Genomic DNA, 25,949 nt, shown 5'->3' on the forward strand with positions numbered 1-25,949 from the left:
GGCGGTGTTCAGGCGGCCGGCTGCCAGTCGCCGAGCCAGTCCGCCGTCTCCTGGGCGGCGGCCTGGGCGTCCGTCAGGTGCGGGCGGTCGGCGGCGGCGGGCCCGGCGCCGGGGCCCTTGTTCCTGTACTCGGCGAACCGGTCGTCCTGCCAGGAGAAGCCGCCCATGTCGGTCCAAGGGGCCGCCTTCACGGCCGCGCCGAGGGTGGTGTCGCGGACGGTGGTCTGCGGGTCGAGACTCGCGTCGCCGCCCGCGTGCCAGGGGCGGCCGAGGTGGAAGCTCCGGGCGGCGACATCGCCGTCGACGGTCGAGCGGGTGACGAGGAAGCCCTTGCGTCCGGCCGGGGTACTGGGCGCGGTGACGTATCCGGCCGAGGTGCCGTTCCAGCGCTTCTTCAGGGTGAGGACGGACTTGTCGATCACCGCGGTGGCGCGGCCGAAGACGAAGTCGGTGTTGCCGATCACGTAGGAGTCGGTGAGATAGACCCGGCCCACCTTTTCCTTGGCGGCCGTGTCCAGGAGCAGCGTGTCCTGGTCGCCGCTGATGATGAGGTCGTCCAGGCGGATACGGTCGGCGGCGGTCCGCAACGCGACCGCCTGGTGGCCGTTGAGCTGCTGGTTCCTCGCCTCGTCGAAGTCGTTGGAGACGGTGAGGTTGCGGGCCTGGAAGTCGTCCGCCTCCACGGCGACGGTCGCGCTGCCGCCGGTGCCGTACGTTCCCGAGCCGTCCGGCTTCGTCATTCCGGCGGCGTGGCCCTCGACGATGACGGTGTCCTTGCGGCTGCGGCCCGTTCCCTCGAACGTGACGTGGGGCTTGTTCGCCGGGACGTTGACCGTCTCGCGGTAGGTGCCGGGGGCGATGCGGATCACCACGCGTGAGGTGTTGCCCGCCGGGACGGCGTCGACGGCCTTCTGCACGCTGGTGAACCGTGCGCTGCCGTCCTTCGCCACCGTGAGGGTGCCGCTCGCGGCGGCCCGGGCGCCGGCCTCCGTCCCGATCGAACCACGCGGCCCCGCGCCGGACTTGAGAAGCGCCGGGACGTCGGCGGCCTTGTCCGGCGTGTACGTGTAGTACGCCTTCGGGTCGAACGCCGTGCCGCCGCTCTCGTTGCGGCCGCTGGTGCGGGAGAAGACGTTGCCGCGCTGGACGAGGGAGGCGGTGGCGTCCTTGATGACGGGGTTGTTGATCCCGTCGAAGTAGCTGTTCTCCAGGACCATCTTCGTCCTGCCGCGCGCGTAGTTGCCGTAGGACGAGGTGATGTCCGTGCCCGTGGCGTCCTGGAGGTAGTTGTTGTAGAGGTGCGCGTGGGCGACGTTGTCGGTCGACGGGTTGCGCTGTTCCGTCTCGCGGAACCAGTTGTGATGGATCGTCAGGTCGGCGGTGGCGTTCTCGGTCCAGCCGATGCCGAACGTCTTGTTGTTGTCGCTGAGCCTGTTCCAGGACACGGTCACGTAGGTGGTGTCCTTGCGGCTGTCGATCAGGCCGTCGGCCATGTGCCGCAGGTCGTTGTGGTCGATCCAGACGTGGTGCGCGCCGTCCATCTGGACGGCGTCCCAGTCGTGCTCCTTGTCGTTCCAGATCCCGTGGTACGAGTCCCGGATCGTGAGGTTCCGGATGATCACGTTGTGCACGCCCTGGCCGAGGAAGAACCCGCCGCCGACGATCTGTCCCGAGGTGCCCGCGCCCACGATCGTCTTGTCGGAGGCGACCTTGATCTCCTTGCCCTTCGGGTCCATCGAGATCGTCGCGGCCACCACGATGACGTACGGCTCCGGGGCGGTCACGTACTTCTCCAGGTCGGCGAGGGTCCGTACGGTGACCGTCTTCCCGTCCCGCCCGCCGTACGTCCCCTTCTGGCCGAGCGCGTGGACCGAGGCGAAGCCGTCGGCCGTGTCCTTGGCCCAGGACGGCGCGGCGGCGGCCGCGGCCCTCGGCTGCGCGTCCTCGCCGAACACCCCGAAGGCCGCGCCGTAGGCCAGTGCGCCCGCGGCGGCCAGCGCCAGCGGGACACCTGCCAGCAGGGCCGTCTTCTTCTGCGGTGCCGCGCCGTGCCGTGGCCGTGCTGCTCAGTCATGCGTCGCTTCCCATCTGTACGTACGTGGGGGGCGCCCGTGGATCACGGGCCGCTGAGCAGTCGCCGCACGGCCGGAGAAGGTTGCCGCCCCTCTTCGATACGTCTCGCCAGGAAGTCGCCGCCGTCCCCCGATAGCATGCTGGGGGCGGCCGGTTCCGACGCGCTGCCGCAGAGAACCCGCCGGGTTCCGGAAATTCTTTCCGTGACTTGTAGAGAACGTGCCGCCCGCTCCGACGTCCCCTGTGAGAGTCGCCCACGAGGGGTGACGGCGCAGCCGAGGAGCGAAGTCATGAAGTATCTGGTGATGGTCCAGGGCTCGCAGGCCGACTACGAGGCGATGGCGGGCAAGCCCTCCGAGAACAGCCCGGCCTGGAGCGAGCAGGAACTCCAGGCGATGTTCGCCTACATGAACGAGATCAACAACGATCTCGCCGAGTCCGGGGAGCTCATCGACGCGCAGGGCCTGACCGAGCCCGCGCAGGCCCGCTTCGTCAGCGCGGGCAAGGACGGGCGTCCGGTGATCACGGACGGCCCCTACGGCGAGACGAAGGAGGTCCTCGCCGGGTACTGGCTGCTCGACTGCGAGAGCCTGGAGCGGGTCACCGAGATCGCCGAGCGCGTCACCCGGTGCCCCGGCCCCGAGGGGCTGGTCGAGCCGCCCGTCGTCATCCGGCCCGTGCCGGAAGCGGGAGGTGGTTGTTGAGACGTACCAGCGGTGGGACCGGAGTCGAGGACCTGCTGCGCCTGGCACGCGCCGCAGGTCCTCGGCGCGCTCGTACGCCGGTACGGACACTTCGACGCCGCCGAGGACGCCGTACAGGAGGCGCTGCTCGCGGCGGCGCGGCAGTGGCCGGAGCAGGGCGTCCCGGACAATCCGCGCGGCTGGCTGATCAGAGTGGCCTCGCGCCGCCTGATGGATCAGCTGCGCGCGGACGAGGCGCGGCGGCGGCGCGAGGAGGACGCGGCGCTGCTCACGCCCCGTGACGCGTTCACCGCTCCCCCGCCGGGCGAGGGCCGCGCCCCGTCGGACGACGACACGCTCACGCTGCTGTTCCTGTGCTGCCACCCGGCACTGTCCCCGGCCGGGCAGGTCGCCCTCACGCTGCGTGCCGTCGGCGGTCTGACCACGGCGGAGATCGCCCGCGCGCATCTGGTTCCGGAGGCGACGATGGCGCAGCGGGTCAGTCGGGCGAAGGCCCGGATAAGAGGGGTGCCGTTCCGGCAGCCGGGGCCCGTGGACCGTGACGCGCGGCTGGCGGCGGTCCTCCAAGTGCTGTACCTGATCTTCAACGAGGGCTATACGGCGACGTCGGGTGAGGCCCTGCACCGGGCGGACCTGGCGAGGGAAGCGATCCGGCTGACCCGTTCCGTGCGCCGCCTGCTGCCCCATGTCGGCGCGGTGACGGGCCTGTTGGCGCTGATGCTGCTCACCGAGGCGCGCAGTGCGGCCAGGACCGGCCCGCACGGCGAGCTGATCCCGCTCGACGAGCAGGACCGCGCCCTGTGGGACCGCCGCGCGATCGCCGAAGGCACGGCGCTCGTCGAGGAGGCGCTCCAGCAAGGCCCTGCGGGGCCCTACCAGTTGCAGGCGGCCATCGCGGCGCTGCACGACGAGGCGGAGAGCGCCGACGCCACCGACTGGCCGCAGATCCTCGCCCTGTACGACGTTCTCGTACGCAGCGCCCCGGAACCCATGGCCGAGCTCGGGCGGGTCGTGGCGTACGCGATGGTCCACGGCCCGAAGGCCGGGCTCGACGAACTCGCGGCTGTGGAGGACCAGTTGCGGGGCCATTACCGCCTCCAGGCCGTACGGGCGCATCTGCTGGAGCGGGCAGGTGACACAAAAGGCGCCCTCGCCGCCTACCGGCTCGCGGCAAAGGGAACCTTGAGCCGCCCAGAAGCCCGCTACCTCCAGATCCGCGCCGCCAGACTGCTGCCCTGAGCCGATGCCGCGCGCGACGCACAGTGCAGGCCCTCAGGCCGGGGGCGCGAACTCGCCGCATCGCACAGCCAGCTGCGGAGCCATTGCCGCCTACCGGCCCGCCACCAAAAGCCCCTGAGCCACCCAGAAAGCCCGCTACCTCCAGACACGCGCCGCCAGACCGCCGCCCGGAGCCGATGCCGCGCGCGACGCACAGTGCAGGCCCTAAGGCCGGGGGCGCGAACTCGCCGCATCGCACAGCCAGCTGCGGAGCCATTGCCGCCTACCGGCCCGCCACCAAAGGCCCCTGAGCCACCCAGAAAGCCCGCTACCTCCAGACACGCGCCGCCAGGCTGCCGCCCGGAGCCGGCGCCGCGCCCAGCGACGCGCAGTGCTCGGTCACCGTGTCGGCGAAGGCGCGGGCCGCCGGGCTGAGCGCGTCCCAGCGGCGTACCGCCCAGCCGACCGACAGCGGCGGCAGCGCCGGGATCGGGACCATGCGGAGCCCGGCGGGAGCGTCGCCGCGCCCCGCCGGCAGCGCGGGGACGACGGCCTGGCCGAGGCCCAGCTCCGCGAGGAGGACGGCGGTGTCCCAGTCGGCGACACTGGTCCCCGTGGGCAGCGTCACGCCCAGCTCTCCCAGATGGGCGTCGAGGTGGGCGCGGGAGGTCGAGTTCGCCGGCGGCGTGATGATCGGCCCCGCGCCGAGTTCGGCGGGCTCGACGCGCGGCCGGTCGGCGAGCGGGTCGTCGGCCCGGACCGCGAGGACCCAGGGCAGGGCGAGAATCGGCCGCTGCTCGATGCCGCGCACGGGCTCGCCGAGGGTGATCCAGGCGAGGTCGAGGTCGTTCGCGGCGAGAGCGTCGAAGCAGCCGCTGCTGGAGGCCACGGTCCGGAACTCCAGGCTGACGCGCGGACAGCGCTTGCGGAAGCCGACGACGGCCTCGGCCATGAAGTGCCGCACGGTGGTGGCGCCCGTGGTGATCCGCACCGTGCCGGCGTCACCGCGCGCCTGCTCGCGCAGCCGCCGCACCGCGAGGTCGATGCCGCCGATGCCCTCGGACGCGGCGGCGTGCAGGACGCGCCCGGCCGAGGTGGGTACGACACCGCGCGCGTGCCGCTCCAGGAGACTCACGCCGAGCTCCCTTTCCAGGCGTTTGACGTGCTGGCTCACGGCCGACTGCGTACAGGTGAGGTCGCGGGCCACCGCGCTGAGGCTGCCCGCGCGGCACACGGCCACGAAGACACGGAGATCGTCCAGGGTCACGAGGGGTGAAGGTATCGCTTGGTCGGATGCAAGGAAACCCGAGGATTGACTTGGGTTTTCCGCGTCCCCCAAGATCGTTACCGGCCCCCGGGCGGCGACCCGGTGACGGGCGTCGACCCGAGGGCGACCAGGCGGCCTGACGACTTGGCGACCTGGCGCCTCGGAGACCGGACTCCGTCGGGCGGGCTACAACCGTATGGGAAAGGTGACGCGTGGAAGCGCTCGAAATGGTGGCCGTCGGGGTCGCCGGTGTCGCGGCCGGCGGGCTCAACGCGGTGGTGGGGTCCGGCACCCTCATCACCTTCCCCACCCTGCTGGCCTTCGGCTTCCCGCCGGTGCTCGCCAACGTGTCGAACAACCTCGGCCTGGTGCCGGGCACGCTGAGCGCCGCATACGGCTACCGCAGGGAGATGAAGGGGCAGGGCAGGCGCCTGGTGCGGTTCGGCACGGCCTCCCTCATCGGCGGCCTCATCGGCGCACTGCTGCTCCTGAAGCTGCCCGCCGACGCCTTCCAGGCGGTGGTGCCGGTGCTGATCCTGACCGCGTGCGCCCTGGTGCTGCTCCAGCCCTGGCTCAACCGGCGGCTCAAGCAGCGTGGGGAGCGGGGCAAGCGGGACGGCGGTGTGCCGATGTGGTGCGGCGTCCTCGCCACCGGGGTGTACGGCGGCTACTTCGGGGCGGCCCAAGGAGTGCTGCTCATGGGCCTGTTCGGCGCCTTCCTCCTGGACGACCTGCAACGGCTGAACGCCGCGAAGAACGTCCTCGCCTCACTCGTGAACGGGGTCGCGGCCATCGTCTTCATCGTGGTCGCCGACATCGACTGGGTGGCCGCCGGGCTGATCGCCGCCGGTTCCACGGTGGGCGGGCTGGTGGGCGCGCGCTACGGCCGCCGGCTCTCGCCGGTGGCAATGCGCGGTTTCATCGTCGTCGTGGGCGTCACGGCGTCGGTGGCCATGATCGCGAAGGCGTAGCACGGCGCACACCCGCTCCCCGTGGCGCGGGAGCCCCTTTTTATGGTTTATGGTTGAACATGATGTGACCCCGACCGCGATTCCCCCGTCCGGCCGGGGTCACTTCTCGTTCACGCCCCGGCCTTCCGCTGTTTTCACCGGCCTTCCGCGGTTTTCACGCGTTCGTGGGCGAATATGCCGACCGCACCGCGCCAGGACGGCCCTGGCGGCATCATGCGTCCATGGACGGTGCCCGGCCTGTGCAGGTCTTGTTCACACCCGAGGAGTACGCCTCGGTCCTGCTCCACGCGGACCGGCTCGGCGTGCCGGTGGCGGAGTTCATACGCCGCGCGGTGACCGTCCGCGCCGAGGAACAGCTCGACCCCTGCCGGACCCCCGATGCCCGGCGCGGGGCGAGCGTGCCACCGGTCCAGCGGAGCCTCGGGGCGGACGGGAAGCCCGCGCTCCGGCGGTTCCTCGACACGCTCGCCACCTCGGGCGAGCCCACGGAGTGAGCGCGCGTTTCCTGACCGCTCAGGAGATGAGCGCTCAGCGAATGAGCGCGAGGCCGGGGAGCATGCCCCGCCCACCTCAGGACAGCGCGATGTCCGGCTGATAGAGGTCAAGCCAGAGCGCGAGGTCCAGGGTGCGCTCCAGACCGCGCCGTGAGGCCTGGGTGATCTGCGGCGCCTCCCGCTCGGCGGCCCGTGCCGCACGCTCCCGGTCCACCAGTTCGAAGACCGGGTGGCCGGGCCGGGCGAGCAGATCCTTGACGTGTCCCTGGAGGGCGCGGGCGTACGCGGGGTCCTGCGTGGACGGGTACGGGCTCTTGACCCGGTCGTAGACCGACCGGGGCAGCAGATCGGCGGTCGCCTCCCGCAGCAGGCTCTTCTCCCTGCCGTCGAAGGACTTCAGCGCCCAGGGCGTGTTGTAGACGTACTCGACCAGCCGGTGGTCGCAGAACGGGACGCGCACTTCGAGGCCGACGGCCATGCTGGCGCGGTCCTTGCGGTCGAGCAGGACGCGCACGAAGCGGGTCAGATGCAGATGGCAGATCGTGCGCATCCGGTACTCGAAGTCGCTCTCGCCGTCCAGCCGTTGGATGCCCTCGACGGCCGTCGCGTAACTGTCCTTGACATACCCGGGCAGATCGAGCGCGGCCGTCAGGTCGGGGCGCAGGACACCGGAGTCGTTCCCGAAGTGGTCGGCGAACCGCACCAGCCAGGGGAACGTGTCCGCCGCACGCGCCTGTTCGTCGAAGAACTGGAGGTAACCGCCGAAGACCTCGTCGGCGGACTCCCCGGAGAGCGCGACCGTGGAGTGCTCGCGGATGGCACGGAAGAGGAGGTAGAGCGAGGCGTCCATGTCGCCGAAGCCCATGGGGATGTCCCGCGCGCGGATCATCTTGGCGCGTACGTCGGGGTCGGCGAGGGCGTGCGAGTCCAGGACGATGTCGCGGTGCTCGGTGCCCGCCGCCTTCGCGACGTCGTGCACGAACGGCGTGTCGGGCGTGCCCCGCAGTTCGTCGGCGACGAAGTTGTCCGCCTGGCCGACGAAGTCGACGGCGAAACTGCGCACCGTCTCGCCCGCCTCCGCCAGTTGACGCGCGGCGAGCGCCGTCATCGCCGAGGAGTCGAGGCCGCCGGAGAGCAGCGTGCAGCGCGGCACGTCGGAGACGAGCTGACGGCGCACGATGTCCTCCAAGAGCTCGCGCACCTTCGCGACGGTCGCGTCGCGGTCGTCGGTGTGCGGCCTCGTCTCCAGCGACCAGTAGACGTGCCGGCGCAGCCCCGAGCGGTCCACGGTCACCACGGTGCCGGGCTCCACCTCGCGCATGCCCTCCCACACCGCGTGGCCGGGCGTCTTGACCACGGAGAACAGCTCCCGCAGTCCGTCTACGCCGACGCGGGGGCGGGCCAGCGGGTTGGCGAGGATCGCCTTGGGCTCGGAGCCGAAGAGGACGCCGTCGGCGGTCTCGTAGTAGGAGAACGGCTTGATGCCCATGCGGTCGCGGACCATGACGAGCCTGTCGTGCCGGGCGTCCCAGATCGCGAAGGCGTACATGCCGTTGAGCCGTTCGGCGAGGGACTCGCCCCACTCCAGATAGCCGCGCAGGACGACCTCGGTGTCGGACTCGGTGGTGAACCGGTGGCCGCGGCCCGCCAGTTCCCGTCGGAGTTCGGTGAAGTTGTAGGTCTCCCCCGAGTAGACCAGGACGACGGTTCCGGTCGGCGTCTCGACCGTCATGGGCTGGCGCCCACCGGGCAGATCGATGATCGCGAGCCGGCGGTGTCCGAGCCCGGCGGGACCGCCGGTCCACGTGCCGCGGTCGTCCGGACCGCGGCAGGACATCGTCTCCGTCATGGCGTCCAGGGTGGTGGACGCGGCCGTCAGGTCACGGTTGAAGGAGACCCAGCCGGTGATGCCACACATGCGCTTCCTCCTGCTCTGGCGAACTAGGTGCGGTCGGGCGCCACACAAATGTAGATGTATCTAGCACCTATATATCGATCGTGCGCCTGCGACTGCGTACGGTCAACATTCCGGAAACCCGGCGACGGCCGCCGCCCTCATGCTTTCGGCCGCACTTTGCCATGGCCAGAGGGGGTTTCTCAGACGGAAAAGGCCTCCAGCCCCATGAAGCCGGGCCCGGCCGAGATCACAGATGGAAACATTCCGGCCACGGGCAAAGACTTGTCAACGACCGGCGCCGGACGACACCGCGCCGCCCGCCAGCAACCGTTCCGCGTCACCCCGGGCCTGATCGAGCGCGTCAGGGAAGACCCGCAGACCGTGCGCGACCAGGCCGCCCTCATGCAGCAGCATCAGGGTCCGCGCCAGGCGTTCGGCACCATCCGGGGAGACCTCCCGGGCCAGCCCCGTGAAGAGCGCGAGCATCCACGCCTTCTGGCCGATGATGACCGGGTACGCGGGGTGCGCGGCGTCGCTGATCTCGGCGTGGGCGTTGACCATGCCGCACCCCTTCGCCGAGCGGTCCGCCGCCCAGTCGCGCGAGGCGTCGAAGACGGCCAGGATCCGGGCGCGCGGCGTGGGCGCCGCCTCCAGATACCCGGCGAGGAACGCCTTCCAGCGCTCGTCCCGGTCGGCGAGGTACTCCACGACGATCTGCTCCTTGGCACCGAACCGGTCGTAGAGGGTCTTCTTGGTCACCCCGGCCTCGGCCGCGATCAGATCCACGCCGACGGCATGGATGCCGCGCTCGTAGAAGAGCCGTCCCGCGGCGTCGAGGGCACGGCGCGCCGCCGGCGTCATGGCGATGCGCCGCGGCGCGGCGACCACGCCCGCGCCCGCACCTTCCGTCGTCCCGTACGCCTTCTCGCTCATGAAGCCATAGTAGACCGGTCTGTATACTCGGCCGCAGAACGAAAGTAAACAGATCGGTCTACTCTCACGCGCCGGGCCGCGCCGAGCCCGCCGAACCGTCGGACCCCGCCGGACCTCACCCCCTGGCGGGTGGCGCGGCGGGAAGGAGCCCCATGAACGTCCTGCTGTCCCTCGCCTTCGTGCTGACCTGGAGCTCCGGGTTCATCGGCGCCAAGCTCGGCGCGGGCAGCGCCTCCGCGGTGACGGTGCTCATGTGGCGGTTCCTGCCGCTTGCCCTGGTCCTCGGGGCCGTCGCCCTCACTCTGGCGCGCGCGTCCTGGCGCGGCCTGACGGCACGCGACGTCGGGCGGCAGGTGGTCGTGGGCGCGCTGTCGCAGAGCGGCTATCTGCTCACCGTCTACTACGCCATCCAGCTCGGCGTCTCCAGCGGCACCACCGCGCTGATCGACGGCACCCAGCCCCTGGTGGCGGGAGCGCTCGCCGGTCCGCTGCTCGGGCAGTTCGTCTCCCGCACGCAGTGGCTCGGCCTCGGGCTCGGTGTCAGTGGCGTCGTCATCGTCACGGCGGCCGACTTCGCGGGCGGCGGCGACACCGCGTGGTGGGCCTACCTCGTACCGTTCCTCGGCATGCTGTCGCTGGTGGCGGCGACGTTCCTGGACCGGCGTACGACGCGCCCGGTCGGCCCGGTGGTGTCCATGACCGTCCACTGCCTCACAAGTGCCGTCATCTTCACGGCGCTCGCCGTGGCGGCGCGGGCCGCGACGCCGCCGGCCGAGCTGTCCTTCTGGGTCGCGATCGGCTGGCTCGTGACGCTCTCCACGTTCGGCGGGTACGGCCTGTACTGGCTGATCCTGCGGCGCTCCGGGGTCACCCAGGTCAATACGCTGATGTTCCTCATGGCCCCCGTGACGGCCCTGTGGGGCGCACTGATGTTCGGTGAGCCCTTCGGCGCGCAGACGGTGCTCGGGCTGGCGATGGGGCTGGCCGCGGTGGTCGTCGTACGACGCGGCGAGCGCCCCCGGGCTTCCGGTGTACCGGCCGGGCGGGTCACTCCGGAGTCAGGAAGGCCTGCACCGAGGGCGCGTACCGGTCGGTGATCTCGTCGATCGTCGCGTCGCGCAGCCGTGGGCCACGGGCGATTCCGTACATCACGCCGAGCCCCAGCAGCATGCTCACGGCGAGTTCGGCGCGCAGCCCCGCGTCCGGCCCCGGGAGGCGCTCGGCCAGGCGCTGGGCCACCTGGGCGCGGAAGTTGGCCCGCAGAAGGTCGCCCCGCTCGCCGTGGAGCGGGGCGAAGACGATGCGCAGGATGGGGTCGGCGCCCCGCTCCGCCTGGCCGGTCAGCAACTGGTGGACCATGTGCCGGCCGAGGCCGCCGAGGGGCGCGTCGAGGAGCTCCACCACATCGGCCTCGAAGCACATGACCTGCCCGAACAGGGCGTCCTTGTTGCCGAAGTACTTCAGGACCAGGGGTGCGCTCACCCCGGCGCGCTCGGCCACCGCCTTGAGGGTGATGTCACCGTGCGCGTGCCGCGCGAGGAGGTGCCGGGCGGCCCGGACGATGAGGTCCTTGGTGGCCTCGGCGTCCCTGCGGACGGCGACCCGGGCCCGGCCCGCGCCCTCGTCCTCACGCTCGTCCTCACGCTCGCCCACCGGAGGCACGCTTCTTGTCCCCACGGTTCATCGCCTCCCCTTCGGCCCCTGAGCGTCGGCAGGGCACCGACGAGGCGCAGGCGCACGGAAATTCACGATAGCGGGTGAATGGGTATTCACCCCCAGGAACTCGGCATGTGCCGGAGGACCATGCCGCTCCCGTCCGGCAATGCGCGCCCACGGCAACAGGCCATTGATCAGCCGTCGGCAACAGGCCATTGGGGACGGAGGCTTCCGCCGCGAGAGGCTCCTTTCGGAGCGCTTCAGCCATACTGCCGCCCATGAACCGTCTACGTATCGGCCTCGTGGGTACGGGGCCCTGGGCCACCGCCACCCACGCCCCCGCCCTCGCCCGGCATCCGGACATCGAGCTCAGCGGTGTGTGGGGCCGTCGCCCGGAGGCCGCCGCCACGCTCGCCGCCGCACACGGGACGACGGCGTACGCGGACGTCGACGAACTGTTCGCGGCGAGCGACGCCGTGGCCTTCGCCGTTCCGCCCGACGTGCAGGCGCCGCTGGCCGTGCGCGCCGCGGCGGCGGGCTGCCACCTGCTCCTCGACAAACCGGTGGCCACGACGCCGGACGCCGCGCGCGAGCTGACCCTGGCGGTCGAGCGCGCCGAGGTGGCGTCCGTGGTCTTCTTCACGCTGCGCTTCGCCACCCTCAGCTCGGCCTGGGTCTCCGAACAGGCCACCGTCGGCGGCTGGTTCACCGGCCGCGCCGACTGGTACGGCTCCTTCTACACCCCAGACGGAACCGCCGCGTTCTCCTCACCGTGGCGCGCGAGCCGCGGAGGCCTGTGGGACGTGGGGCCGCACGCCCTGTCGATGCTGCTGCCGATCCTCGGCGACGTGAGCGAGGTGACGGCCGCTCCGGGGCCCGGCGACACGGCCCACCTCATCCTGCGGCACACGGGCGGCGCCTCCAGCACGGCGGCGCTGAGCCTGACGGCGCCGGCGAAGGGGTCGGGCCTGGCCGTGGAGTTGCGCGGCGAGAGCGGCGTCGCCGTACTGCCGCCGTGGGAAGGCGCCGACGATGCCTTCGACGCCGCGATCGGCGAACTCGTCACGGCCGCGCGCACCGGCACGGCCCATCCCTGCGACGTCCGGTTCGGGCTGCGGGTCACGGAGATCCTGGCCCGGGCCGAGGAGCGGATAAGGGCCGCGTGACGCGGCCGGGGACAACCACGGGCGGTCGGTACCGTGGCCGCTACGTAATGGCGAGTGACGGCACCGACCGCAGCCGGTGGACCCGCGAAACCGGACGGGGAAGAAGGTCCGCGCGGTCCGGTGCTGTCCTGTTTCCAACCACACGGATCGGAATACGAACAACCGTCCCACGCGCATCCCACGTCGGCCCCGACGGGCCTAGGGGGTACCCAATGCCGGGGAATTTCAGCCATTCTCGCGCTCCCCGGACAAGATGCCCCACAGTTGTGCCCGCGCACCCGCCGACGATCAAACCTGCAGGTCGGCGAGGTCGCGCACACCATGATGCCGCAGCGGCTGATCGTTTTCTTCGGGCAATGTTTACTACCAAAGAAGATGTGAATATTTAGACTGATCACGCTCCAACTCGGCGTGTACCAAGAGGGATTACCCACCATGAACAAGACGGCGCTCCGCGCTCTGCTCCGCGAACGACGCGCCCTCATTGCCCCCGAATCGCATGGCTTCTCGCGGCCTAGCGGTCAGGGACGGCGGGCTCCCGGCCTGTCACAGCATCAGGTCGATCAGTTGCTGCACCGCACGTTCGGGACGTATCACCGTCTTGAATCCGGCAATTACCCCAATCCACCGACCGCATTGCTCCGTGACGTCGCGCGTCTCTTCGGCCTCAATGAGCAGGAGTGGGTATCCCTCAATCGGTACGCGCTCCTGCAGGATCCGCCGGGCCCGCTTCACCCCTCCTCCGGCAAGGAGATACCGGGCGTCTGGCAGGAGGCGGTCGACAGCATCACCCACATGGCTTACGTCACCGACGCGTCGTGGGAACTGCTCGCCCACAACGAACCGTTCCAGGCGATGTTCCCCGACCGGCAGGTGCCGACCAACACGATGCGGTGGATGCTCCTGGACCGTGTCGGCCGCGAGCAGCTGACCGACTGGCGCGACTCATGGGCCCCGATGGTGCTGCCGCAGCTGCGTGCCGCCCTGGTCGCCCGGCCCGACGACGAGATCCTGCGCGGCATCGAGAAGGAAGTGCTCGCGGATCCCGAACTGGCCCACCTGTACGACATCGACGGCGCCCTCATCCACCCCGACGGTCACGAACGCCCGCTGCGGCACGCCGTGCACGGCCTCGGCTGGGTGTCGATCTGCGCGGCCCAGCCCATGACCGCCCCGGGCTCCCGGCTGTTCATCCTCATCTACCACCCCGGCACGGCCCGGAAGCACGCACGCGCACCGATGCTGCGCGCGGTGTGAGGCCCCCGGCCCCGGCTCTCGCGTGAAGGGGGACACCTGCCGCCCCGTCAAGTACGTTATCGGCACCCCCCGCACCCGAATCAGCACCGTGGGAGTGCCCATGCCAGCCTTCGTGTCCGCCCCTAGAACCGTCCTCGGTGCCCACAAGGTGACCACGGACGAGATCGCCGACGACATACGCACCCATCACCGTGACCATCCCAGGCTCAACGCGATCCTCCGCGTCGTCAACAACTGTGGTGTGCACTCCCGCCACTTCACGCGCCCCCTCTCCTCCCCCACCGTCGCCGGGAGCGCCGACGTGCAGGAGCGGACCCAGGCCGCTTTCGATGACGCCGTGGACATGTCGGAGCAGGCCGCCCATGAGGCCCTGCGGGCGGCCGGGCTGACGCCCGACGACGTCGACGCGATCGTCACCACGCATGCCACCGGCTGGGCCGTCCCGAATCTGGACGTCCATCTCATCGACCGCCTCGGACTGCGGCCGACGGTGCGCCGCGTCGCCCTGACGACGGTGGCGTGCGCGGGCGGTGTCCAGGCTCTGATCCGTGCCGCGGACCTGGTCACCGCGCGCCCCGGCCACAAAGTGCTCGTCGTCGCGGCCGAAGTGCTCTCGACCTCTTACAACCACACGGTCGACACCATCGAGTCGATGATCTACAAAGCCCTGTTCGCCGACGCGGCCGCCGCGACGGTGGTCACCGGCGCTCCTTCGGGGCCGGGGCTGGTGATCGAGGACACCTTCGAGTACACCCTGCCCGGCAGCCTCGACCGCTACCGCGGCCGGCTCGACCCCCATGGCATGCACTTCGACTCCACCAAACAGGCGCCCAACACGGCCGTCTCCACCCTCGCTCCTCTGACGGACTGGCTGGGACAGCGCACCGTCGACTTCGGGATCATCCACCCGGGCAGCCTGCGCATCATCACCGGCACCGCCGACGCACTCGGGCTCGCGCAGAGCGAGGCCCGCCACTCCGTGGACACCTTGGCGGAGGAGGGCAACATGGGAGGCGTCAGCGTCTTCCGCGTCCTCGAACGCACCCACACCGCCCCGCCCGCCGACGGAACGAACGGTGTGGCCGTGGCGTTCGGTCCCGGCTTCATCACCGCCGCCCTCCGCTGCCGCTGGCAGTCCTGACCCCGCGGCCCGGCGTTATGCACTTGCCGTCCCATGTCGCCCCTGTTGAAGTGACCGAATGGATTTCGCAGCGGTTCTGGCCGCCTACGACCAGCAGATTCGACGCGACGCGCGGAGCGAAGGCCCCCGCACCCGCGTCGAGCGGACCGGCCGCGTCGTCCGCCAGACCGGCTCGCCGGACGACTGGAACGGCGTCCTGTGGTCGGACGTCGACGCGAGGACGGCGGATGACGCGATCGCCGAGCAGGTGCGCCATTTCACCGCCGCCGGACGCGAGTTCGAGTGGAAGCTGCATTCCTACGACCGCCCCGCCGACCTGGCCGAGCGGCTCCTCGCGGCCGGCTTCGTGGCCGATCCGCTGGAGACGGTGATGGTCACCGAGGCCGCTGTCCTGCCCGTGGCGCCGGAGTTGCCCGAGGGCATCCGGCTGCTCCCGGTGACCGACGCGGCGGGTGTCGAACTCATGGCTGAGGCCCACCTCGCGGCCTTCGGCGAGGGCGACGCCGCGCTGAGCGAGCGGCTGGGCAAGCGGATCCTCGCCCAGCTGACCGAGACGCCGGACGAGATCGTCGCGGTCGTGGCCATGGCGGGTGACCGGCCGGTGTGCGGCGCCCGGGTGGAGTTCCGCCCCGGCACGGACTTCGCGGGCCTCTGGGGCGGCGGCACCGCTCCCCAGTGGCGCGGTAAGGGTATCTACCGCGCCACCGTGGCCCACCGCGCCCGCATCGCCGCCGAGCGCGGCTACCGCTACCTCCAGGTCGACGCCTCCGACGACAGCCGCCCGATCCTGAACCGCCTCGGCTTCACCACGCTGTGCACGACCACGCCGTACGTCTACCGGCCCCGGCCCTGACGCGGAACTGCGGACCCGCACCCGCACGGAGCCGTCACGCGGGGGCCGCTTGCGCCGACGTCGTCGTCAGATGCCTCGCCTGACTCGCCTGACGCGTCGGCGGCCGATTCGGTTCTCCCGGCGTGCTCCAGGTGCCCAAAGTGATCTCGGCGGTGATGCCGGGGCCGAATCCGGCGATGATGCCCTGCGCGGCGTGGGCGGTGCCACCGTCGTCGAAGAAGCGTTCCAGTGCGTCGAAGATGACGGCGCTGGCGATGTTGCCGCGTTCGGTGAGGGTGGCCCTGCTGTAGCGGAACTTCTCCGGTGGCAGTTTCAGGTGGGTGCACAGGTCGTCCAGGATCCTGGGCCCGCCGGCGTGGACGATGTAGAAGTCGAGCCCGGAGACGTCCCAGTCACGCAGCTCGGCCATCTCCCGCAGGGCGGGGGCCAGGTCGGCCATGGTGCCGGGCACTCGTTTGTCGAGCATGAAGTGGAAGCCGGTGTCGCGGACCGCGTAGGAGATCCACTCCTCGGTGTCGGGTACCAGATGTGAGCCGTTGTGATCCAGCTGTACGCCCCTGCCGCCCTCGCCGCGCACCACCGCGGCGGCGATGGCGTCCCCGAACAGGCCGTTGGACAGCAGGTTGCCCACCGCCAGGTCCGTCGGCTGGTAGCAGAGTGAGCAGAACTCGCAGCACAGGATCAGCACGTTGGCCTGGGGGTAGGCCGTGCAGAAGTCGTGGGCGCGGTTGATGGCCGCACCACCGGCGGCGCAGCCGAGCTGAGCGATCGGCAGTTGCCGGGTCTGCGGTCGAAAGCCCATCGTGTTGATGAGCCAGGCGGTCATCGACGGCATCATGAATCCGGTGCAGGAGACGTAGATGATCATGTCGATGTCACGGGGGGTGAGATCGGCGAAGGCCAGCGCCCGGTAGGCGGCCTCGGGTACCCGCGCCTTGGCCTCCGCCTCGTACAAGGCGTTGCGTGCGGTCAGGCCCGGGTGGCGCAGGGTGTCTTCGATGGGCTGCACCAGGCGGCGGGTCTGAACGCCGGTGTTGGCGATCAGGCGCAGCGCCAGGTCCAGTTGAGGGTGGTCGGCGTGCAGCTCGCGCGCCAGGTCGAGGGTCTGTTCCCGGGTGATGATGTGCTCAGGCACGGCGATGGCCGGCCTGCACAGCGTGGCCATGCCCGGCCTACCAGGTGACCGGCAGGGCGAGCGGATGGCGCCAGATCGACACGGTGTTCCACCGCACCTCGTCCGGGGGTACCGCCAGGCGCAGCCCTGGGAAACGGTCGAGGAGCGTGCCGATGGACACCTGGAGCACCATGCGGGCCAGGTGGGAGCCGAGGCAGTGGTGGCTGCCGTACCCGAAGGCCATGTGCCCGGCGGGGGCCTGCCGCTCGAAGTCCAGTTCGTCGGGCCGGTCGTAGGCGAGTTCGTCGCGGTTGGCGGTCAGGTACGACACGTGCACGGCGTCGCCCGCCCTGATCAGCTGCCCGCCGACCTCCACGTCCTCCAGGGCCACCCGGGGGATGCCGACGCCTTGGCGGAAGGGGATGTAGCGCAGCAGTTCCTCCAGGGCACGGGGCAGCAGGTCGGGCCGCGCCCGTAGTTGGGCCAGGTGGGAGGGGTGGGTCAGCAAGGTGTAGACGACGTTGCTGATGTCGTAGGTGGTGGTGTCGTGTCCGGTGACCATCAGGAGCATGGCCAGTACCGACAGCTCCCCCTCCTCCAGCATCTCGTCGTCGATGCGCGCGGTGGCCATCGCGCTGATCAGGTCGTCGCCCGGGGTGCGGCGTCGCGCGGTGGTCAGCTCGGTGAAGTAGGCGCGCAGCGCCACTTTCGCCTCGGCCGCCGAGGACGCCTCGGCGGCGCTCATCGACATCATGGCCGTCGCCCAGCGGCGCAGCTGCGGACGGTCCGCCTCCGGCACGTCCATCAGCTGGCTGATCGTCATCAACGGCACTCTGCCGGCCAGATGCGCGGCGATGTCGGCCGGCGCACCGTGCTCCTCCATCTCGTCCAGCAGTTCGTCCACGGTGCGCTGGGTCCAGGGGCGCAGCGCCTCGACCTGTGGGGTGGTGAAGGCCTTGATGACGACTTTGCGCAGGCGGTTGAGCGCCGGCGGGTCCATCAGGTTGATCGCCTCCGACTGCGCGATGGGCGCCGGGGTGATCCGCGGGAAATCCCGGCCGATGAGCGCGGCCCGGCTGAACCGCCGGTCGGAAGTCACCTTCTGCACGTCCGCGTAACGTGTCACCAGCCAGCAGGTGCCCGTTCCGTACGGCATGCGGACCCGGGTCACGGGTGCCTCGGTCCGCATCCGCGCCAGGAACGGATCGGGCTCCAGAGCGTCGTCATGCCGGAAGGGACACGTCGGCTCGGTCCCGGTATCCGCAGTGGTCATCCTCGTACTCCTCCTCGCCTTGGGGCCCGCCTGTTTCGCGTGCCCTACGAGGCGATACCCGCCCCGCCGCGGGAGCACCTTGAGGAGGAGAAGATCACCCTTTTGAGATCAATCGCACTCGGCCACATCCCGAGGCACCAGCGCGCGCGCCCGGCCGTCGCTATCTCGTTCGACGTCCATCAGTGCGACGACCGCATCGCGGTTCACGGGCCCGTGGATCTGCGGGATCAGCGCCTCGGGCGACGGTGAGCCGGGGACCGGCCCCCGGCTCACCGGTGCGTCGAGCTTCGTCTCGTCGATGACCAGCGCCACGAGCGGCCCTTCCACGTCCCGCAGAAAGCGCGACACGACGGCCAGCAGCGCGTCCTGATCGGCTGAACAGTGCACCGTCCCGTGGGTGCCCGACGGAGGGGCGGAGTAGGGCTGATGCGGTTCGGCGAGCCACCTGTCGAGACGTGCCGCGTGAAAGAGCATGGGCCCGTTATAGCGGGACGCGTCCGACGCGGGATACGGCCGATCGGGTGACCGGACCGGCCGGGGACGACACGGGCCGCGGGGCCGCGCGCTCCCGGCCTAGCGGATCGGCATGCCCGACAGGGTCCTCGCGATGACCAGGCGCTGGATCTCGCTCGTCCCCTCGAAGATCGTGTAGATCGCCGCGTCCCGGTGCATGCGCTCCACCGGGTACTCACGCGTGAAGCCGTTGCCGCCGAGGATCTGTACGGCCTGCGCGGTGACCTTCTTGGCGACCTCGCTCGCGTAGAGCTTCGACATGGAGCCCTCGGCCGACTCGAACTTCTTGCCGGTGCTCGCCATCCACGAGGCGCGCCACACCAGAAGGCGCGCGGCGTCGATCCGGGTGCGCATGTCGGCGAGCTGGAAGGCGACGCCCTGGTTGTCGATGATCGGGCGGCCGAACTGCGTACGCGTCTTGGCGTACTCCAGTGCCTCCTCGTACGCGGCACGGGCCGTGCCCACCGCCATGGCACCGACCGCCGGGCGCGACGCCTCGAAGGTGGCCATCGCGGCGTTCTTCACGCGCTCGCCACCGGACTTGGCGCGCTCTCGCGCCCGGGCGAGGCGTTCGTCGAGCTTGTCCTTGCCGCCGAGCAGGCAGTGCCCGGGCACGCGTACGTCTTCCAGGACCACTTCGGCGGTGTGGGAGGCGCGGATGCCGTGCTTCTTGAACTTCTGGCCCTGGGAGAGGCCGGCCGTGTTCGGCGGCACGATGAAGGAGGCGTGCCCCTTCGAGCCGAGCTCGGGGTCGACGACCGCGACGACGACGTGGACGTTGGCTATGCCGCCGTTGGTCGCCCAGGTCTTCGTGCCGTTGAGGACCCACTCGTCCTTGGCCTCGTCGTAGACGGCACGGGTCCGCATGGCGGCCACGTCGGACCCCGCGTCCGGCTCGGAGGAGCAGAAGGCGGCGACCTTGACGTCGTTCACGTCGCCGTACATCTGCGGGATCCAGGTGCCGATCTGCTCCTCGGTGCCGTTGGCGAGCACGCCGACGGCGGCCAGGCCCGTGCCCATGATGGACAGGCCGATGCCCGCGTCGCCCCAGAAGATCTCCTCGGTGGCCATCGGGATGCCGAGGCCCGTCGGGTCGAAGAACTGCTGGGCGTAGAAATCGAGCGAATAGATGCCGATCTTGGCCGCTTCCTGGATGATGGGCCAGGGAGTCTCCTCGCGCTCGTCCCACTCGGCGGCCGCGGGACGGATCACCTCGGCGGCGAACCCGTGGAGCCAGTCCCGGACCTCCTTCTGTTCGTCGTTGAGCTCCATGGTGAACTCGGCCATGACCCCTCCAGGACCTGCGATCAATTGCTGCGTTACCAGCGGTAACAGGAGTCTGTTACCAGCCAGTAGTCCGTGTCAACTCCCGGCAACCCGTTCGATGCGCGCCGCACCGCGGGTGTTACGTTGCGCGTGCGTCACGCAATCGCACGGGCGGGGAGAAACGCTTATGGGGACCACACAGCCGACCGATCAGCAGAGATCCGCGGACCATCGAGAGCGCCGGCGCGAGCTGCTGGAGGCCGCGGACCGGGTGGTGCTCCGCGACGGCCCCGGCGCCTCCATGAACGCCATCGCCGCCGAGGCGGGCATCACCAAACCCATCCTCTACCGCCACTTCGGCGACAAGGGCGGGCTGTACGCCGCGCTCGCCAAGCGCCACACGGACGCGCTGCTCGCCTCGCTGCGCGCCGCCCTGGACGCACCGGCCGAGCGCAGGGAGCGGGTCGAGGCGACGCTCGACACCTATCTCGCGGCGATCGAGGCGCGCCCGCAGGTCTACCGGTTCCTGATGCATCCCTCCGAGGCGCCCTCACCGGGCGAGCAGGGCTTCGACGTCGGCCTGCATTCCGCTCCCCTGCTGCGCCGCCTCGGCGAGGAGCTGGCGACGGTCATCGAGGAACGCGTCGACCTCGGTCCGGAGAGCGCCGAGCTGGCCCGCGTCTGGGGCCACGGCATCGTGGGCATGATGCACGCGGCCGGCGACTGGTGGCTCGGCGAACGACCGTGCCCTCGGGAGCAGTTGGTGCGCAGCCTGGCGGATCTGCTCTGGGGGCGGCTGGCCGCCGCGGGCAACCGCGTCGGCGGGCCCGGCTTCTGACCCGCTCCGGCAGGGCTCGGCGGACCTCAGCTGTTCCAGGAGGCCCTGGCGGCGGCCCGCAGCACCCTGCGGCGCCGCCAGCCGGTGACGCGGTCGGTGTAGACGCAGCCCTCCAAGTGGTCGCACTCGTGCTGGAGGCAGCGCGCGAACCAGCCCGTCCCGTGCACACGCAGGGGCTCCCCGCGCACATCGACCCCCTCGACCACGGCGTGGTCGAAACGCGGCGTGCCCGCTTCGAGTCCGGGCAGCGACAGACAGCCCTCCGGCCCGCGCACGGTGACGCCGTCCGCCTCGACCAGCCTCGGGTTGACCACGTGCCCCAGGTGGCGGACATCGTCGTCGTCCGGGCAGTCGTACACGAACACCCGCCGGGCGACGCCGATCTGGTTGGCGGCCAGGCCCACGCCCTGCGCCGCGTACATCGTCGCGAACATGTCCTCGACGAGCCGCGCCAGTTCGGGTCCGAAGTCGGTGACCTCCTCGCAGGCCGTGTGCAGCACGGGGTCACCGAGCAGGGTCAGAGGTCGTACGCGCCCCGAGGCGCCCGGGATCGAGCCGTGTCGCATGGCGGCAAGAGTACGGTCCATGGGGACGAGCGGCATCGACGTGGTGCCGCGGTTCGGGCTTGTCAGTGGATCTCGATAGGCTGAGCAACGAAACGATGCCGGGCAGGCGCGGCGCCGTACGCAAGGAGGATCTCGACAGATGTCAGGCAACACGGACCCGCTGTCGCCGCGGGCCAAGCTGGCCGTGACGGCGGGCAAGGCGGCCGCGGCGGTGTCGCGCGCGGCGGGCCGCGGCAGCGGATCGGTGATCGGCGGCAAGGTCGCCCTCAAGCTCGACCCCGAGCTGCTGGGCCGCCTCGCCACACACCTGGACGTGGTCCTCGTGTCGGCCACCAACGGCAAGACGACCACCACGCGCCTGATCGCGGAGGCCCTGCGCGCCAGCGGCCCCGTGGTCTCCAACGCCCTCGGCGCCAACATGCCCGCCGGAATCACCTCGGCGCTCGCCGGCGGCTCCGACGCCCGGTACGGCGTGATCGAGGTCGACGAGAAGTACCTCGCCGGCGTCGCCCGTGACGTGGACCCGAAGGCGATCGCGCTGCTGAACCTCTCGCGCGACCAGCTGGACCGCGCCGCCGAGACCCGCATGCTCGCCGAGAAGTGGCGCGAGGGCCTGGCCGGCACCAAGGCCGTCGTCGTCGCCAACGCCGACGACCCGCTGGTCGTGTGGGCCGCCTCCTCCTCGCCGAACGTGGTGTGGGTGGCCGCGGGCCAGGAGTGGAAGGACGACGCCTGGTCGTGCCCGTCCTGCGGTGGCGTCATGCAGCGCCCCGGGGACGACTGGTTCTGCGGCGAGTGCGGTTTCCGCCGCCCCGCGCCGAGCTGGGTGCTCTCCGGCGACCACGTCCTGGATCCGCACGGCTCGGCCTGGCCGATCCACCTCCAGCTGCCGGGCCGCGCGAACAAGGCCAACGCCACCTCCTCGGCCGCCGTCGCCGCCGTCTTCGGCGTGCCGCCGCAGGTCGCGCTGGAGCGGATGTACCAGGTGCAGGCCGTCGCCGGACGCTATGACGTCGTCCAGTTCCAGGGCCGCGACCTGCGTCTCCTCCTCGCGAAGAACCCCGCGGGCTGGCTCGAAACGTTTTCGCTGATCGACCCGCCGCCGACCCCGGTGATCCTCTCCGTCAACGCCCGCGGCGCGGACGGCACGGACACCTCCTGGCTGTGGGACGTCGACTACACGCGCCTCGCCGGTCACCCGATCTTCGTCCTCGGTGACCGCAAGCTGGACCTCGCCGTGCGTCTTGAGGTCGCGGGCCTGGACTTCCGGGTCTGCGAGACCGTCGACGAGGCGGTGCAGCTGGCCCCGCCGGGACGCATCGAGACGATCGCGAACTACACCGCGTTCCAGGACCTGCGCCGCCGCGTCGGCAACTGACCCCACCGGCCCTTCTAGACCTTTTCGTAGGGACACATGAGCATGAGCGACAACAGCCTGCGGCTGGTGTGGGTCTACCCCGACCTGCTCAGCACGTACGGAGACCAGGGCAACGCCCTGGTCGTGGAGCGCCGCGCACGCCAGCGCGGCCTCCAGGTCGAGCGGTACGACGTGCGCAGCGACCAGCCGGTGCCCACCTCCGGCGACATCTACCTCATCGGTGGCGGCGAGGACCGCCCGCAGCGCCTCGCGGCGGAGCGGCTGCGGCGCGACGGCGGCCTCCAGCGCGCCGTGGGCAACGGCGCGATCGTCTTCTCGGTCTGCGCCGGCTACCAGATCATCGGCAACGAGTTCATCAACGACCTCGGCCAGCGCGAGCCGGGCCTCGGCCTGCTCGACGTGGTCTCCACGCGCGGCGAGGGCGAGCGGTGCGTCGGCGACGTCCTCGCCGACATGGACCCGCAGCTGGGCCTGCCCCCGCTGACGGGCTTCGAGAACCACCAGGGCGTCACGCACGTCGGCCCGAACGCGCGGCCGCTGGCCCGCGTCACGCTCGGCCGGGGCAACGGCACGGGCGACGGCACCGAGGGCGCGTACAACGGCACGGTCTTCGGCACGTACATGCACGGCCCGGTCCTCGCGCGCAACCCGCTCATCGCGGACCTGCTGCTGAAGCTGGCCCTCGATGTGAACGCGCTGCCGCCCACGGACGACCGCTGGTACGAGGCGCTGCGCGCCGAGCGCATCAACGCCGCGCAGCAGCCCGCGTAGCCGCTCCCCCGGCACTCCCGGCGACAGCCCGCTTGACGCCCCGCCCGCACATGTGAGCGGGGGCGTCCAGCCCTCGGACGCCTGATGCGGTGCGGCCCCCCGGCGCCTATAGGGTGGCGGAGATCCAGCCGGACGACGTGGTCCGGCCATTCGGCCCACGTTGCAAAGGTTTCCCGGGCTATGCGCATTGGTGTCCTGACCTCCGGCGGCGACTGCCCCGGCCTGAACGCCGTCATCCGCTCCGTCGTGCACCGCGCGGTGGTGGACCACGGCGACGAGGTCATCGGCTTCCACGACGGCTGGAAAGGCCTCCTGGAGTGCGACTACCGCAAGCTCGACCTCGACGCGGTGGGCGGCATCCTCGCCCGCGGCGGCACGATCCTCGGCTCCTCGCGCGTGCAGCCCGCCCATCTGCGGGACGGCGTGGAGCGCGCCCGCGGCCACGTCGCCGACCTGGCGCTCGACGCGATCATCCCGATCGGCGGTGAAGGCACGCTGAAGGCGGCCCGGCTGCTCTCCGACGCGGGCCTGCCCATCGTCGGCGTGCCCAAGACGATCGACAACGACATCGCGGTCACCGACGTCACCTTCGGCTTCGACACCGCCGTGGGCGTCGCGACGGAGGCCCTCGACCGGCTCAAGACCACCGCGGAGTCGCACCAGCGCGTGCTCATCGTCGAGGTCATGGGCCGGCACACGGGCTGGATCGCCCTGCACTCCGGTATGGCCGCGGGCGCGCACGCCATCGTCGTACCCGAGCGCCCGTTCGACATCGAGGAGCTGGCCGCCAAGGTCGGTGAGCGCTTCTCCGCGGGCAAGAAGTTCGCGATCGTCGTGGCCGCCGAGGGCGCCAAGCCCCGGGCGGGCTCCATGGAGTTCGACGAGGGCGGCAGGGACGTCTACGGCCACGAGCGGTTCGCCGGCATCGCCCGGCAGCTCTCCCTCGAACTGGAGCAGCGCCTCGGCAAGGAGGCGCGGCCGGTCATCCTCGGACACGTCCAGCGCGGCGGCACCCCCACCGCGTACGACCGCGTCCTCGCGACCCGCTTCGGCTGGCACGCCGTAGAGGCCGTGCACCGCGGCGAGTTCGGCATGATGACGGCGCTGCGCGGCACGGACATCACGATGGTGGCGCTGGCCGAGGCCGTCGAGACGCTGAAGACCGTGCCGGACGAGCGGTACGCCGAGGCCGAGTGCGTCCTCTGACGCTCCGCTGGGATTGCGGTGATGACCCCGCGGGCCGGTGGGGGCTGATCGCGCGGTTCCACGCGCCCCTTCAGGGCGAACGGCCCCCGGACGCGTCGGCGTCCGGGGGCCGTTCTAGTCTGGTGCGGACACACAGCGCACAACCGCACGAATCAGGAGCCAGTGGATGGATCACAGCGGGCACGGCATGAACATGGATCTGCCGCCGTTCACGCTGGGGCGAGGCCTGGAACTCTCGGCCGACCCCTTCTTCCTCATCGGCTGCCTGCTGGCCCTCGGCCTGTACGGGTGGGGCGTGGTGCGCCTCGTGCGGCGCGGTGACAAGTGGCCGGTGGGCCGCACGATCTCGTTCGTGCTCGGCATCCTGAGCGTGCTCCTCGTGATGTGCACCAAGCTCAACGACTACGGCATGGTCATGTTCAGCGTGCACATGGTGCAGCACATGGTGATCAGCATGCTCTCGCCGATCCTGCTGCTGCTCGGCGCGCCGATCACGCTGGCGCTGCGCGCGCTGCCGGTCGCGGCGCGCGGGCACAAGGGGCCGCGCGAATGGCTGCTGTGGCTGCTGCACAGCCGGTACATGCGGATCATCACGCACCCGGCGTTCACGATCCCGCTGTTCATCGCGAGCCTGTACGCGCTCTACTTCACGCCGATCTTCGACACGCTCATGGGCTCCAAGGCGGGTCACATCGGCATGATGGTGCACTTCCTCGCCGTCGGCCTGGTCTTCTTCTGGCCGATCATGGGCGTCGACCCCGGGCCGCACCGCCCCGGCTACGTGATGCGGATGCTGGAGCTGTTCGCCGGCATGCCGTTCCACGCGTTCTTCGGCATCGCGCTGATGATGGCGACCCAGCCGATGATCGGCACGTACATGCACCCGCCGGCCTCGCTGGGCATCGACGCGCTCGCCGACCAGGAGGCCGCGGGCGGCATCGCCTGGGCATTCAGCGAGATCCCCTCCGTGGTCGTGCTGGTGGCCCTGCTCTTCCAGTGGCGGCGCTCGGAGGACCGTGAGGCCCGGCGCAAGGACCGCGCCGCGGACCGCGACGGGGACCAGGAGCTGGAGGCGTACAACGCCTATCTCGCCTCTCTGGCCGCACGCGGGAGGTAGCGCCAAAGGGCCCTCGCGGGTCACGATGGTCTTCGGACCGCGGCCTCGGCGCGCACGCGTCGGAGGCTGCCGGGAGGAGGCTGAGCGATGCCCGGTTCCACGAAGACCATGGGTGGGCTCACCGTCGGAGGCCTGGTCATGGTGACGGCCTACTCGGTGGCGCTCGGAAGCAACGGCTGGCTGTGGTTCGGCTGGGTCGTGCTCGGACTGATCACGCTCGGGATGGTCCTGTCGCGCGCCACGTGAGCGGGCGCCGGTGCCGCGCGACAGCCGGGGC

General features: G+C 70.9%; 24 protein-coding genes and 3 pseudogenes. 16 read left to right on the forward strand and 11 right to left on the reverse strand.

Features of this window, described 5'->3' with window-relative positions; translation table 11 throughout:
- Window positions 1-8: 8 nt before the first annotated feature.
- Window positions 9-2,074, reverse strand: a pseudogene (locus ACOBQB_RS11975) (pectinesterase family protein).
- A gap of 289 nt (window positions 2,075-2,363) precedes the next feature.
- On the opposite strand from ACOBQB_RS11975, the gene ACOBQB_RS11980 reads away from it, so the two are divergent.
- Window positions 2,364-2,777 carry a YciI family protein gene (locus ACOBQB_RS11980; RefSeq protein ID WP_423591285.1) on the forward strand — a complete coding sequence of 138 codons (414 nt, stop codon included), beginning with the start codon at window positions 2,364-2,366 and terminating at the stop codon, window positions 2,775-2,777.
- A pseudogene (locus tag ACOBQB_RS11985) lies at window positions 2,774-4,016 on the forward strand (RNA polymerase sigma factor). The gene ACOBQB_RS11980 and the pseudogene ACOBQB_RS11985 overlap by 4 nt, the downstream one beginning before the upstream one ends.
- A gap of 307 nt (window positions 4,017-4,323) precedes the next feature.
- On the opposite strand, the gene ACOBQB_RS11990 reads toward ACOBQB_RS11985, so the two are convergent.
- Window positions 4,324-5,262, reverse strand: a complete 939-nt coding sequence (locus ACOBQB_RS11990) for a LysR family transcriptional regulator (protein ID WP_423591287.1) — start codon at window positions 5,260-5,262, stop codon at window positions 4,324-4,326.
- Between the two features lie 212 nt (window positions 5,263-5,474).
- Here ACOBQB_RS11990 and ACOBQB_RS11995 point away from each other — a divergent pair, with 212 nt between their 5' ends.
- Window positions 5,475-6,233: a sulfite exporter TauE/SafE family protein gene (locus ACOBQB_RS11995; RefSeq protein WP_423591289.1), complete on the forward strand. Its 759-nt coding sequence runs from the start codon at window positions 5,475-5,477 to the stop codon at window positions 6,231-6,233.
- 221 nt (window positions 6,234-6,454) lie between these two features.
- Window positions 6,455-6,727 carry a hypothetical protein gene (locus tag ACOBQB_RS12000; RefSeq protein ID WP_423591290.1) on the forward strand — a complete coding sequence of 91 codons (273 nt, stop codon included), beginning with the start codon at window positions 6,455-6,457 and terminating at the stop codon, window positions 6,725-6,727.
- A 76-nt stretch (window positions 6,728-6,803) separates the two neighbouring features.
- Here the strand turns inward: ACOBQB_RS12000 and asnB are convergent, their stop codons facing one another.
- Both asnB and ACOBQB_RS12010 read right to left on the reverse strand, forming a co-directional pair.
- On the reverse strand, window positions 6,804-8,645 hold the full coding sequence (gene asnB, locus ACOBQB_RS12005; protein ID WP_423591292.1) for an asparagine synthase (glutamine-hydrolyzing): 1,842 nt from the start codon (window positions 8,643-8,645) through the stop codon (window positions 6,804-6,806).
- 264 nt (window positions 8,646-8,909) lie between these two features.
- Complete coding sequence (locus tag ACOBQB_RS12010; RefSeq protein ID WP_423598430.1) at window positions 8,910-9,485, reverse strand: TetR/AcrR family transcriptional regulator; 576 nt, start codon at window positions 9,483-9,485, stop codon at window positions 8,910-8,912.
- Window positions 9,486-9,709: 224 nt separating this feature from the next.
- Here ACOBQB_RS12010 and ACOBQB_RS12015 point away from each other — a divergent pair, with 224 nt between their 5' ends.
- Window positions 9,710-10,654 (forward strand): DMT family transporter, encoded by a 945-nt coding sequence (locus ACOBQB_RS12015; protein WP_423591294.1) that lies wholly within the window; start codon window positions 9,710-9,712, stop codon window positions 10,652-10,654.
- Here ACOBQB_RS12015 and ACOBQB_RS12020 read toward each other — a convergent pair.
- On the reverse strand, window positions 10,605-11,210 hold the full coding sequence (locus ACOBQB_RS12020) for a TetR family transcriptional regulator (RefSeq protein WP_423591296.1): 606 nt from the start codon (window positions 11,208-11,210) through the stop codon (window positions 10,605-10,607). The genes ACOBQB_RS12015 and ACOBQB_RS12020 overlap by 50 nt on opposite strands.
- A 281-nt stretch (window positions 11,211-11,491) precedes the next feature.
- On the opposite strand from ACOBQB_RS12020, the gene ACOBQB_RS12025 reads away from it, so the two are divergent.
- A complete protein-coding gene (locus tag ACOBQB_RS12025) occupies window positions 11,492-12,379 on the forward strand; it encodes a Gfo/Idh/MocA family protein (RefSeq protein ID WP_423591298.1) in 888 nt (295 codons plus the stop codon).
- Window positions 12,380-12,814: 435 nt separating this feature from the next.
- A pseudogene (locus ACOBQB_RS12030) lies at window positions 12,815-13,003 on the forward strand (XRE family transcriptional regulator); the annotation flags it as partial.
- Here ACOBQB_RS12030 and ACOBQB_RS12035 read toward each other — a convergent pair.
- Window positions 12,926-13,114, reverse strand: a complete 189-nt coding sequence (locus tag ACOBQB_RS12035) for a hypothetical protein (protein ID WP_423599006.1) — start codon at window positions 13,112-13,114, stop codon at window positions 12,926-12,928. The pseudogene ACOBQB_RS12030 and the gene ACOBQB_RS12035 overlap by 78 nt on opposite strands.
- 60 nt (window positions 13,115-13,174) lie before the next feature.
- On the opposite strand from ACOBQB_RS12035, the gene ACOBQB_RS12040 reads away from it, so the two are divergent.
- The 3 genes from ACOBQB_RS12040 to ACOBQB_RS12050 all read left to right on the forward strand — a co-directional run bounded on the left by ACOBQB_RS12040 (window position 13,175) and on the right by ACOBQB_RS12050 (window position 15,630).
- Window positions 13,175-13,636: a hypothetical protein gene (locus ACOBQB_RS12040; RefSeq protein ID WP_423598432.1), complete on the forward strand. Its 462-nt coding sequence runs from the start codon at window positions 13,175-13,177 to the stop codon at window positions 13,634-13,636.
- A gap of 112 nt (window positions 13,637-13,748) precedes the next feature.
- A complete protein-coding gene (locus ACOBQB_RS12045) occupies window positions 13,749-14,777 on the forward strand; it encodes a 3-oxoacyl-[acyl-carrier-protein] synthase III C-terminal domain-containing protein (protein ID WP_423591299.1) in 1,029 nt (342 codons plus the stop codon).
- 58 nt (window positions 14,778-14,835) lie between these two features.
- On the forward strand, window positions 14,836-15,630 hold the full coding sequence (locus ACOBQB_RS12050) for a GNAT family N-acetyltransferase (protein ID WP_423591301.1): 795 nt from the start codon (window positions 14,836-14,838) through the stop codon (window positions 15,628-15,630).
- 34 nt (window positions 15,631-15,664) lie between these two features.
- Here the strand turns inward: ACOBQB_RS12050 and ACOBQB_RS12055 are convergent, their stop codons facing one another.
- The 4 genes from ACOBQB_RS12055 to ACOBQB_RS12070 all read right to left on the reverse strand — a co-directional run bounded on the left by ACOBQB_RS12055 (window position 15,665) and on the right by ACOBQB_RS12070 (window position 19,817).
- Window positions 15,665-16,795 (reverse strand): type III polyketide synthase, encoded by a 1,131-nt coding sequence (locus ACOBQB_RS12055; protein WP_423591302.1) that lies wholly within the window; start codon window positions 16,793-16,795, stop codon window positions 15,665-15,667.
- Between the two features lie 7 nt (window positions 16,796-16,802).
- The gene (locus tag ACOBQB_RS12060) at window positions 16,803-18,017 is read right to left on the reverse strand and encodes a cytochrome P450 (RefSeq protein WP_423591304.1); all 1,215 of its coding nucleotides are present in this window, start codon (window positions 18,015-18,017) and stop codon (window positions 16,803-16,805) included.
- Window positions 18,018-18,125: 108 nt separating this feature from the next.
- Window positions 18,126-18,491 carry a DUF952 domain-containing protein gene (locus ACOBQB_RS12065; protein WP_423591305.1) on the reverse strand — a complete coding sequence of 122 codons (366 nt, stop codon included), beginning with the start codon at window positions 18,489-18,491 and terminating at the stop codon, window positions 18,126-18,128.
- Between the two features lie 99 nt (window positions 18,492-18,590).
- Window positions 18,591-19,817, reverse strand: coding sequence for an acyl-CoA dehydrogenase family protein (locus tag ACOBQB_RS12070; RefSeq protein WP_423591307.1), 1,227 nt, complete (start codon window positions 19,815-19,817; stop codon window positions 18,591-18,593).
- A gap of 166 nt (window positions 19,818-19,983) precedes the next feature.
- On the opposite strand from ACOBQB_RS12070, the gene ACOBQB_RS12075 reads away from it, so the two are divergent.
- Window positions 19,984-20,634 (forward strand): TetR family transcriptional regulator, encoded by a 651-nt coding sequence (locus ACOBQB_RS12075; RefSeq protein WP_423591308.1) that lies wholly within the window; start codon window positions 19,984-19,986, stop codon window positions 20,632-20,634.
- A gap of 26 nt (window positions 20,635-20,660) precedes the next feature.
- Here ACOBQB_RS12075 and def read toward each other — a convergent pair whose 3' ends face one another.
- Complete coding sequence (def, locus tag ACOBQB_RS12080) at window positions 20,661-21,200, reverse strand: peptide deformylase (RefSeq protein ID WP_423591310.1); 540 nt, start codon at window positions 21,198-21,200, stop codon at window positions 20,661-20,663.
- 139 nt (window positions 21,201-21,339) lie between these two features.
- Between def and ACOBQB_RS12085 the strand changes: the two genes are divergently transcribed.
- The 5 genes from ACOBQB_RS12085 (at window position 21,340) to ACOBQB_RS12105 (ending at window position 25,918) form a co-directional block, all read left to right on the forward strand.
- Window positions 21,340-22,578, forward strand: coding sequence for a MurT ligase domain-containing protein (locus tag ACOBQB_RS12085; RefSeq protein ID WP_205035703.1), 1,239 nt, complete (start codon window positions 21,340-21,342; stop codon window positions 22,576-22,578).
- 42 nt (window positions 22,579-22,620) lie between these two features.
- A complete protein-coding gene (locus ACOBQB_RS12090; protein ID WP_030777503.1) occupies window positions 22,621-23,349 on the forward strand; it encodes a type 1 glutamine amidotransferase in 729 nt (242 codons plus the stop codon).
- Window positions 23,350-23,529: 180 nt separating this feature from the next.
- Entirely contained in the window at window positions 23,530-24,555 is a 1,026-nt protein-coding gene (locus ACOBQB_RS12095) for a 6-phosphofructokinase (RefSeq protein WP_423591312.1), read from the forward strand.
- A gap of 166 nt (window positions 24,556-24,721) precedes the next feature.
- Window positions 24,722-25,672 (forward strand): cytochrome c oxidase assembly protein, encoded by a 951-nt coding sequence (locus tag ACOBQB_RS12100; RefSeq protein ID WP_423591314.1) that lies wholly within the window; start codon window positions 24,722-24,724, stop codon window positions 25,670-25,672.
- Window positions 25,673-25,759: 87 nt separating this feature from the next.
- Window positions 25,760-25,918 carry a hypothetical protein gene (locus ACOBQB_RS12105; protein ID WP_423591315.1) on the forward strand — a complete coding sequence of 53 codons (159 nt, stop codon included), beginning with the start codon at window positions 25,760-25,762 and terminating at the stop codon, window positions 25,916-25,918.
- Window positions 25,919-25,949: the final 31 nt, after the last annotated feature.

The organism is Streptomyces sp. G5(2025), from assembly GCF_049542075.1.
Taxonomy (GTDB): domain Bacteria; phylum Actinomycetota; class Actinomycetes; order Streptomycetales; family Streptomycetaceae; genus Streptomyces.

Bases quoted from the DNA above. Each gene is read 5' to 3' on its own strand.
- ACOBQB_RS12100 (WP_423591314.1), top strand. From the start codon at position 24,722: ATGGATCACAGCGGGCACGGCATGAACATGGATCTGCCGCCGTTCACG.
- ACOBQB_RS12070 (WP_423591307.1), bottom strand. From the start codon at position 19,817: ATGGCCGAGTTCACCATGGAGCTCAACGACGAACAGAAGGAGGTCCGG.
- ACOBQB_RS12065 (WP_423591305.1), bottom strand. From the start codon at position 18,491: ATGCTCTTTCACGCGGCACGTCTCGACAGGTGGCTCGCCGAACCGCAT.
- def (WP_423591310.1), bottom strand. From the start codon at position 21,200: ATGCGACACGGCTCGATCCCGGGCGCCTCGGGGCGCGTACGACCTCTG.
- ACOBQB_RS12060 (WP_423591304.1), bottom strand. From the start codon at position 18,017: ATGACCACTGCGGATACCGGGACCGAGCCGACGTGTCCCTTCCGGCAT.
- asnB (WP_423591292.1), bottom strand. From the start codon at position 8,645: ATGTGTGGCATCACCGGCTGGGTCTCCTTCAACCGTGACCTGACGGCC.
- ACOBQB_RS12085 (WP_205035703.1), top strand. From the start codon at position 21,340: ATGTCAGGCAACACGGACCCGCTGTCGCCGCGGGCCAAGCTGGCCGTG.
- ACOBQB_RS12040 (WP_423598432.1), top strand. From the start codon at position 13,175: ATGGCTTACGTCACCGACGCGTCGTGGGAACTGCTCGCCCACAACGAA.
- ACOBQB_RS12055 (WP_423591302.1), bottom strand. From the start codon at position 16,795: ATGGCCACGCTGTGCAGGCCGGCCATCGCCGTGCCTGAGCACATCATC.
- ACOBQB_RS12050 (WP_423591301.1), top strand. From the start codon at position 14,836: ATGGATTTCGCAGCGGTTCTGGCCGCCTACGACCAGCAGATTCGACGC.
- ACOBQB_RS12095 (WP_423591312.1), top strand. From the start codon at position 23,530: ATGCGCATTGGTGTCCTGACCTCCGGCGGCGACTGCCCCGGCCTGAAC.
- ACOBQB_RS12105 (WP_423591315.1), top strand. From the start codon at position 25,760: ATGCCCGGTTCCACGAAGACCATGGGTGGGCTCACCGTCGGAGGCCTG.
- ACOBQB_RS12015 (WP_423591294.1), top strand. From the start codon at position 9,710: ATGAACGTCCTGCTGTCCCTCGCCTTCGTGCTGACCTGGAGCTCCGGG.
- ACOBQB_RS12090 (WP_030777503.1), top strand. From the start codon at position 22,621: ATGAGCGACAACAGCCTGCGGCTGGTGTGGGTCTACCCCGACCTGCTC.
- ACOBQB_RS12025 (WP_423591298.1), top strand. From the start codon at position 11,492: ATGAACCGTCTACGTATCGGCCTCGTGGGTACGGGGCCCTGGGCCACC.
- ACOBQB_RS11980 (WP_423591285.1), top strand. From the start codon at position 2,364: ATGAAGTATCTGGTGATGGTCCAGGGCTCGCAGGCCGACTACGAGGCG.
- ACOBQB_RS12010 (WP_423598430.1), bottom strand. From the start codon at position 9,485: ATGACGCCGGCGGCGCGCCGTGCCCTCGACGCCGCGGGACGGCTCTTC.
- ACOBQB_RS12075 (WP_423591308.1), top strand. From the start codon at position 19,984: ATGGGGACCACACAGCCGACCGATCAGCAGAGATCCGCGGACCATCGA.
- ACOBQB_RS12000 (WP_423591290.1), top strand. From the start codon at position 6,455: ATGGACGGTGCCCGGCCTGTGCAGGTCTTGTTCACACCCGAGGAGTAC.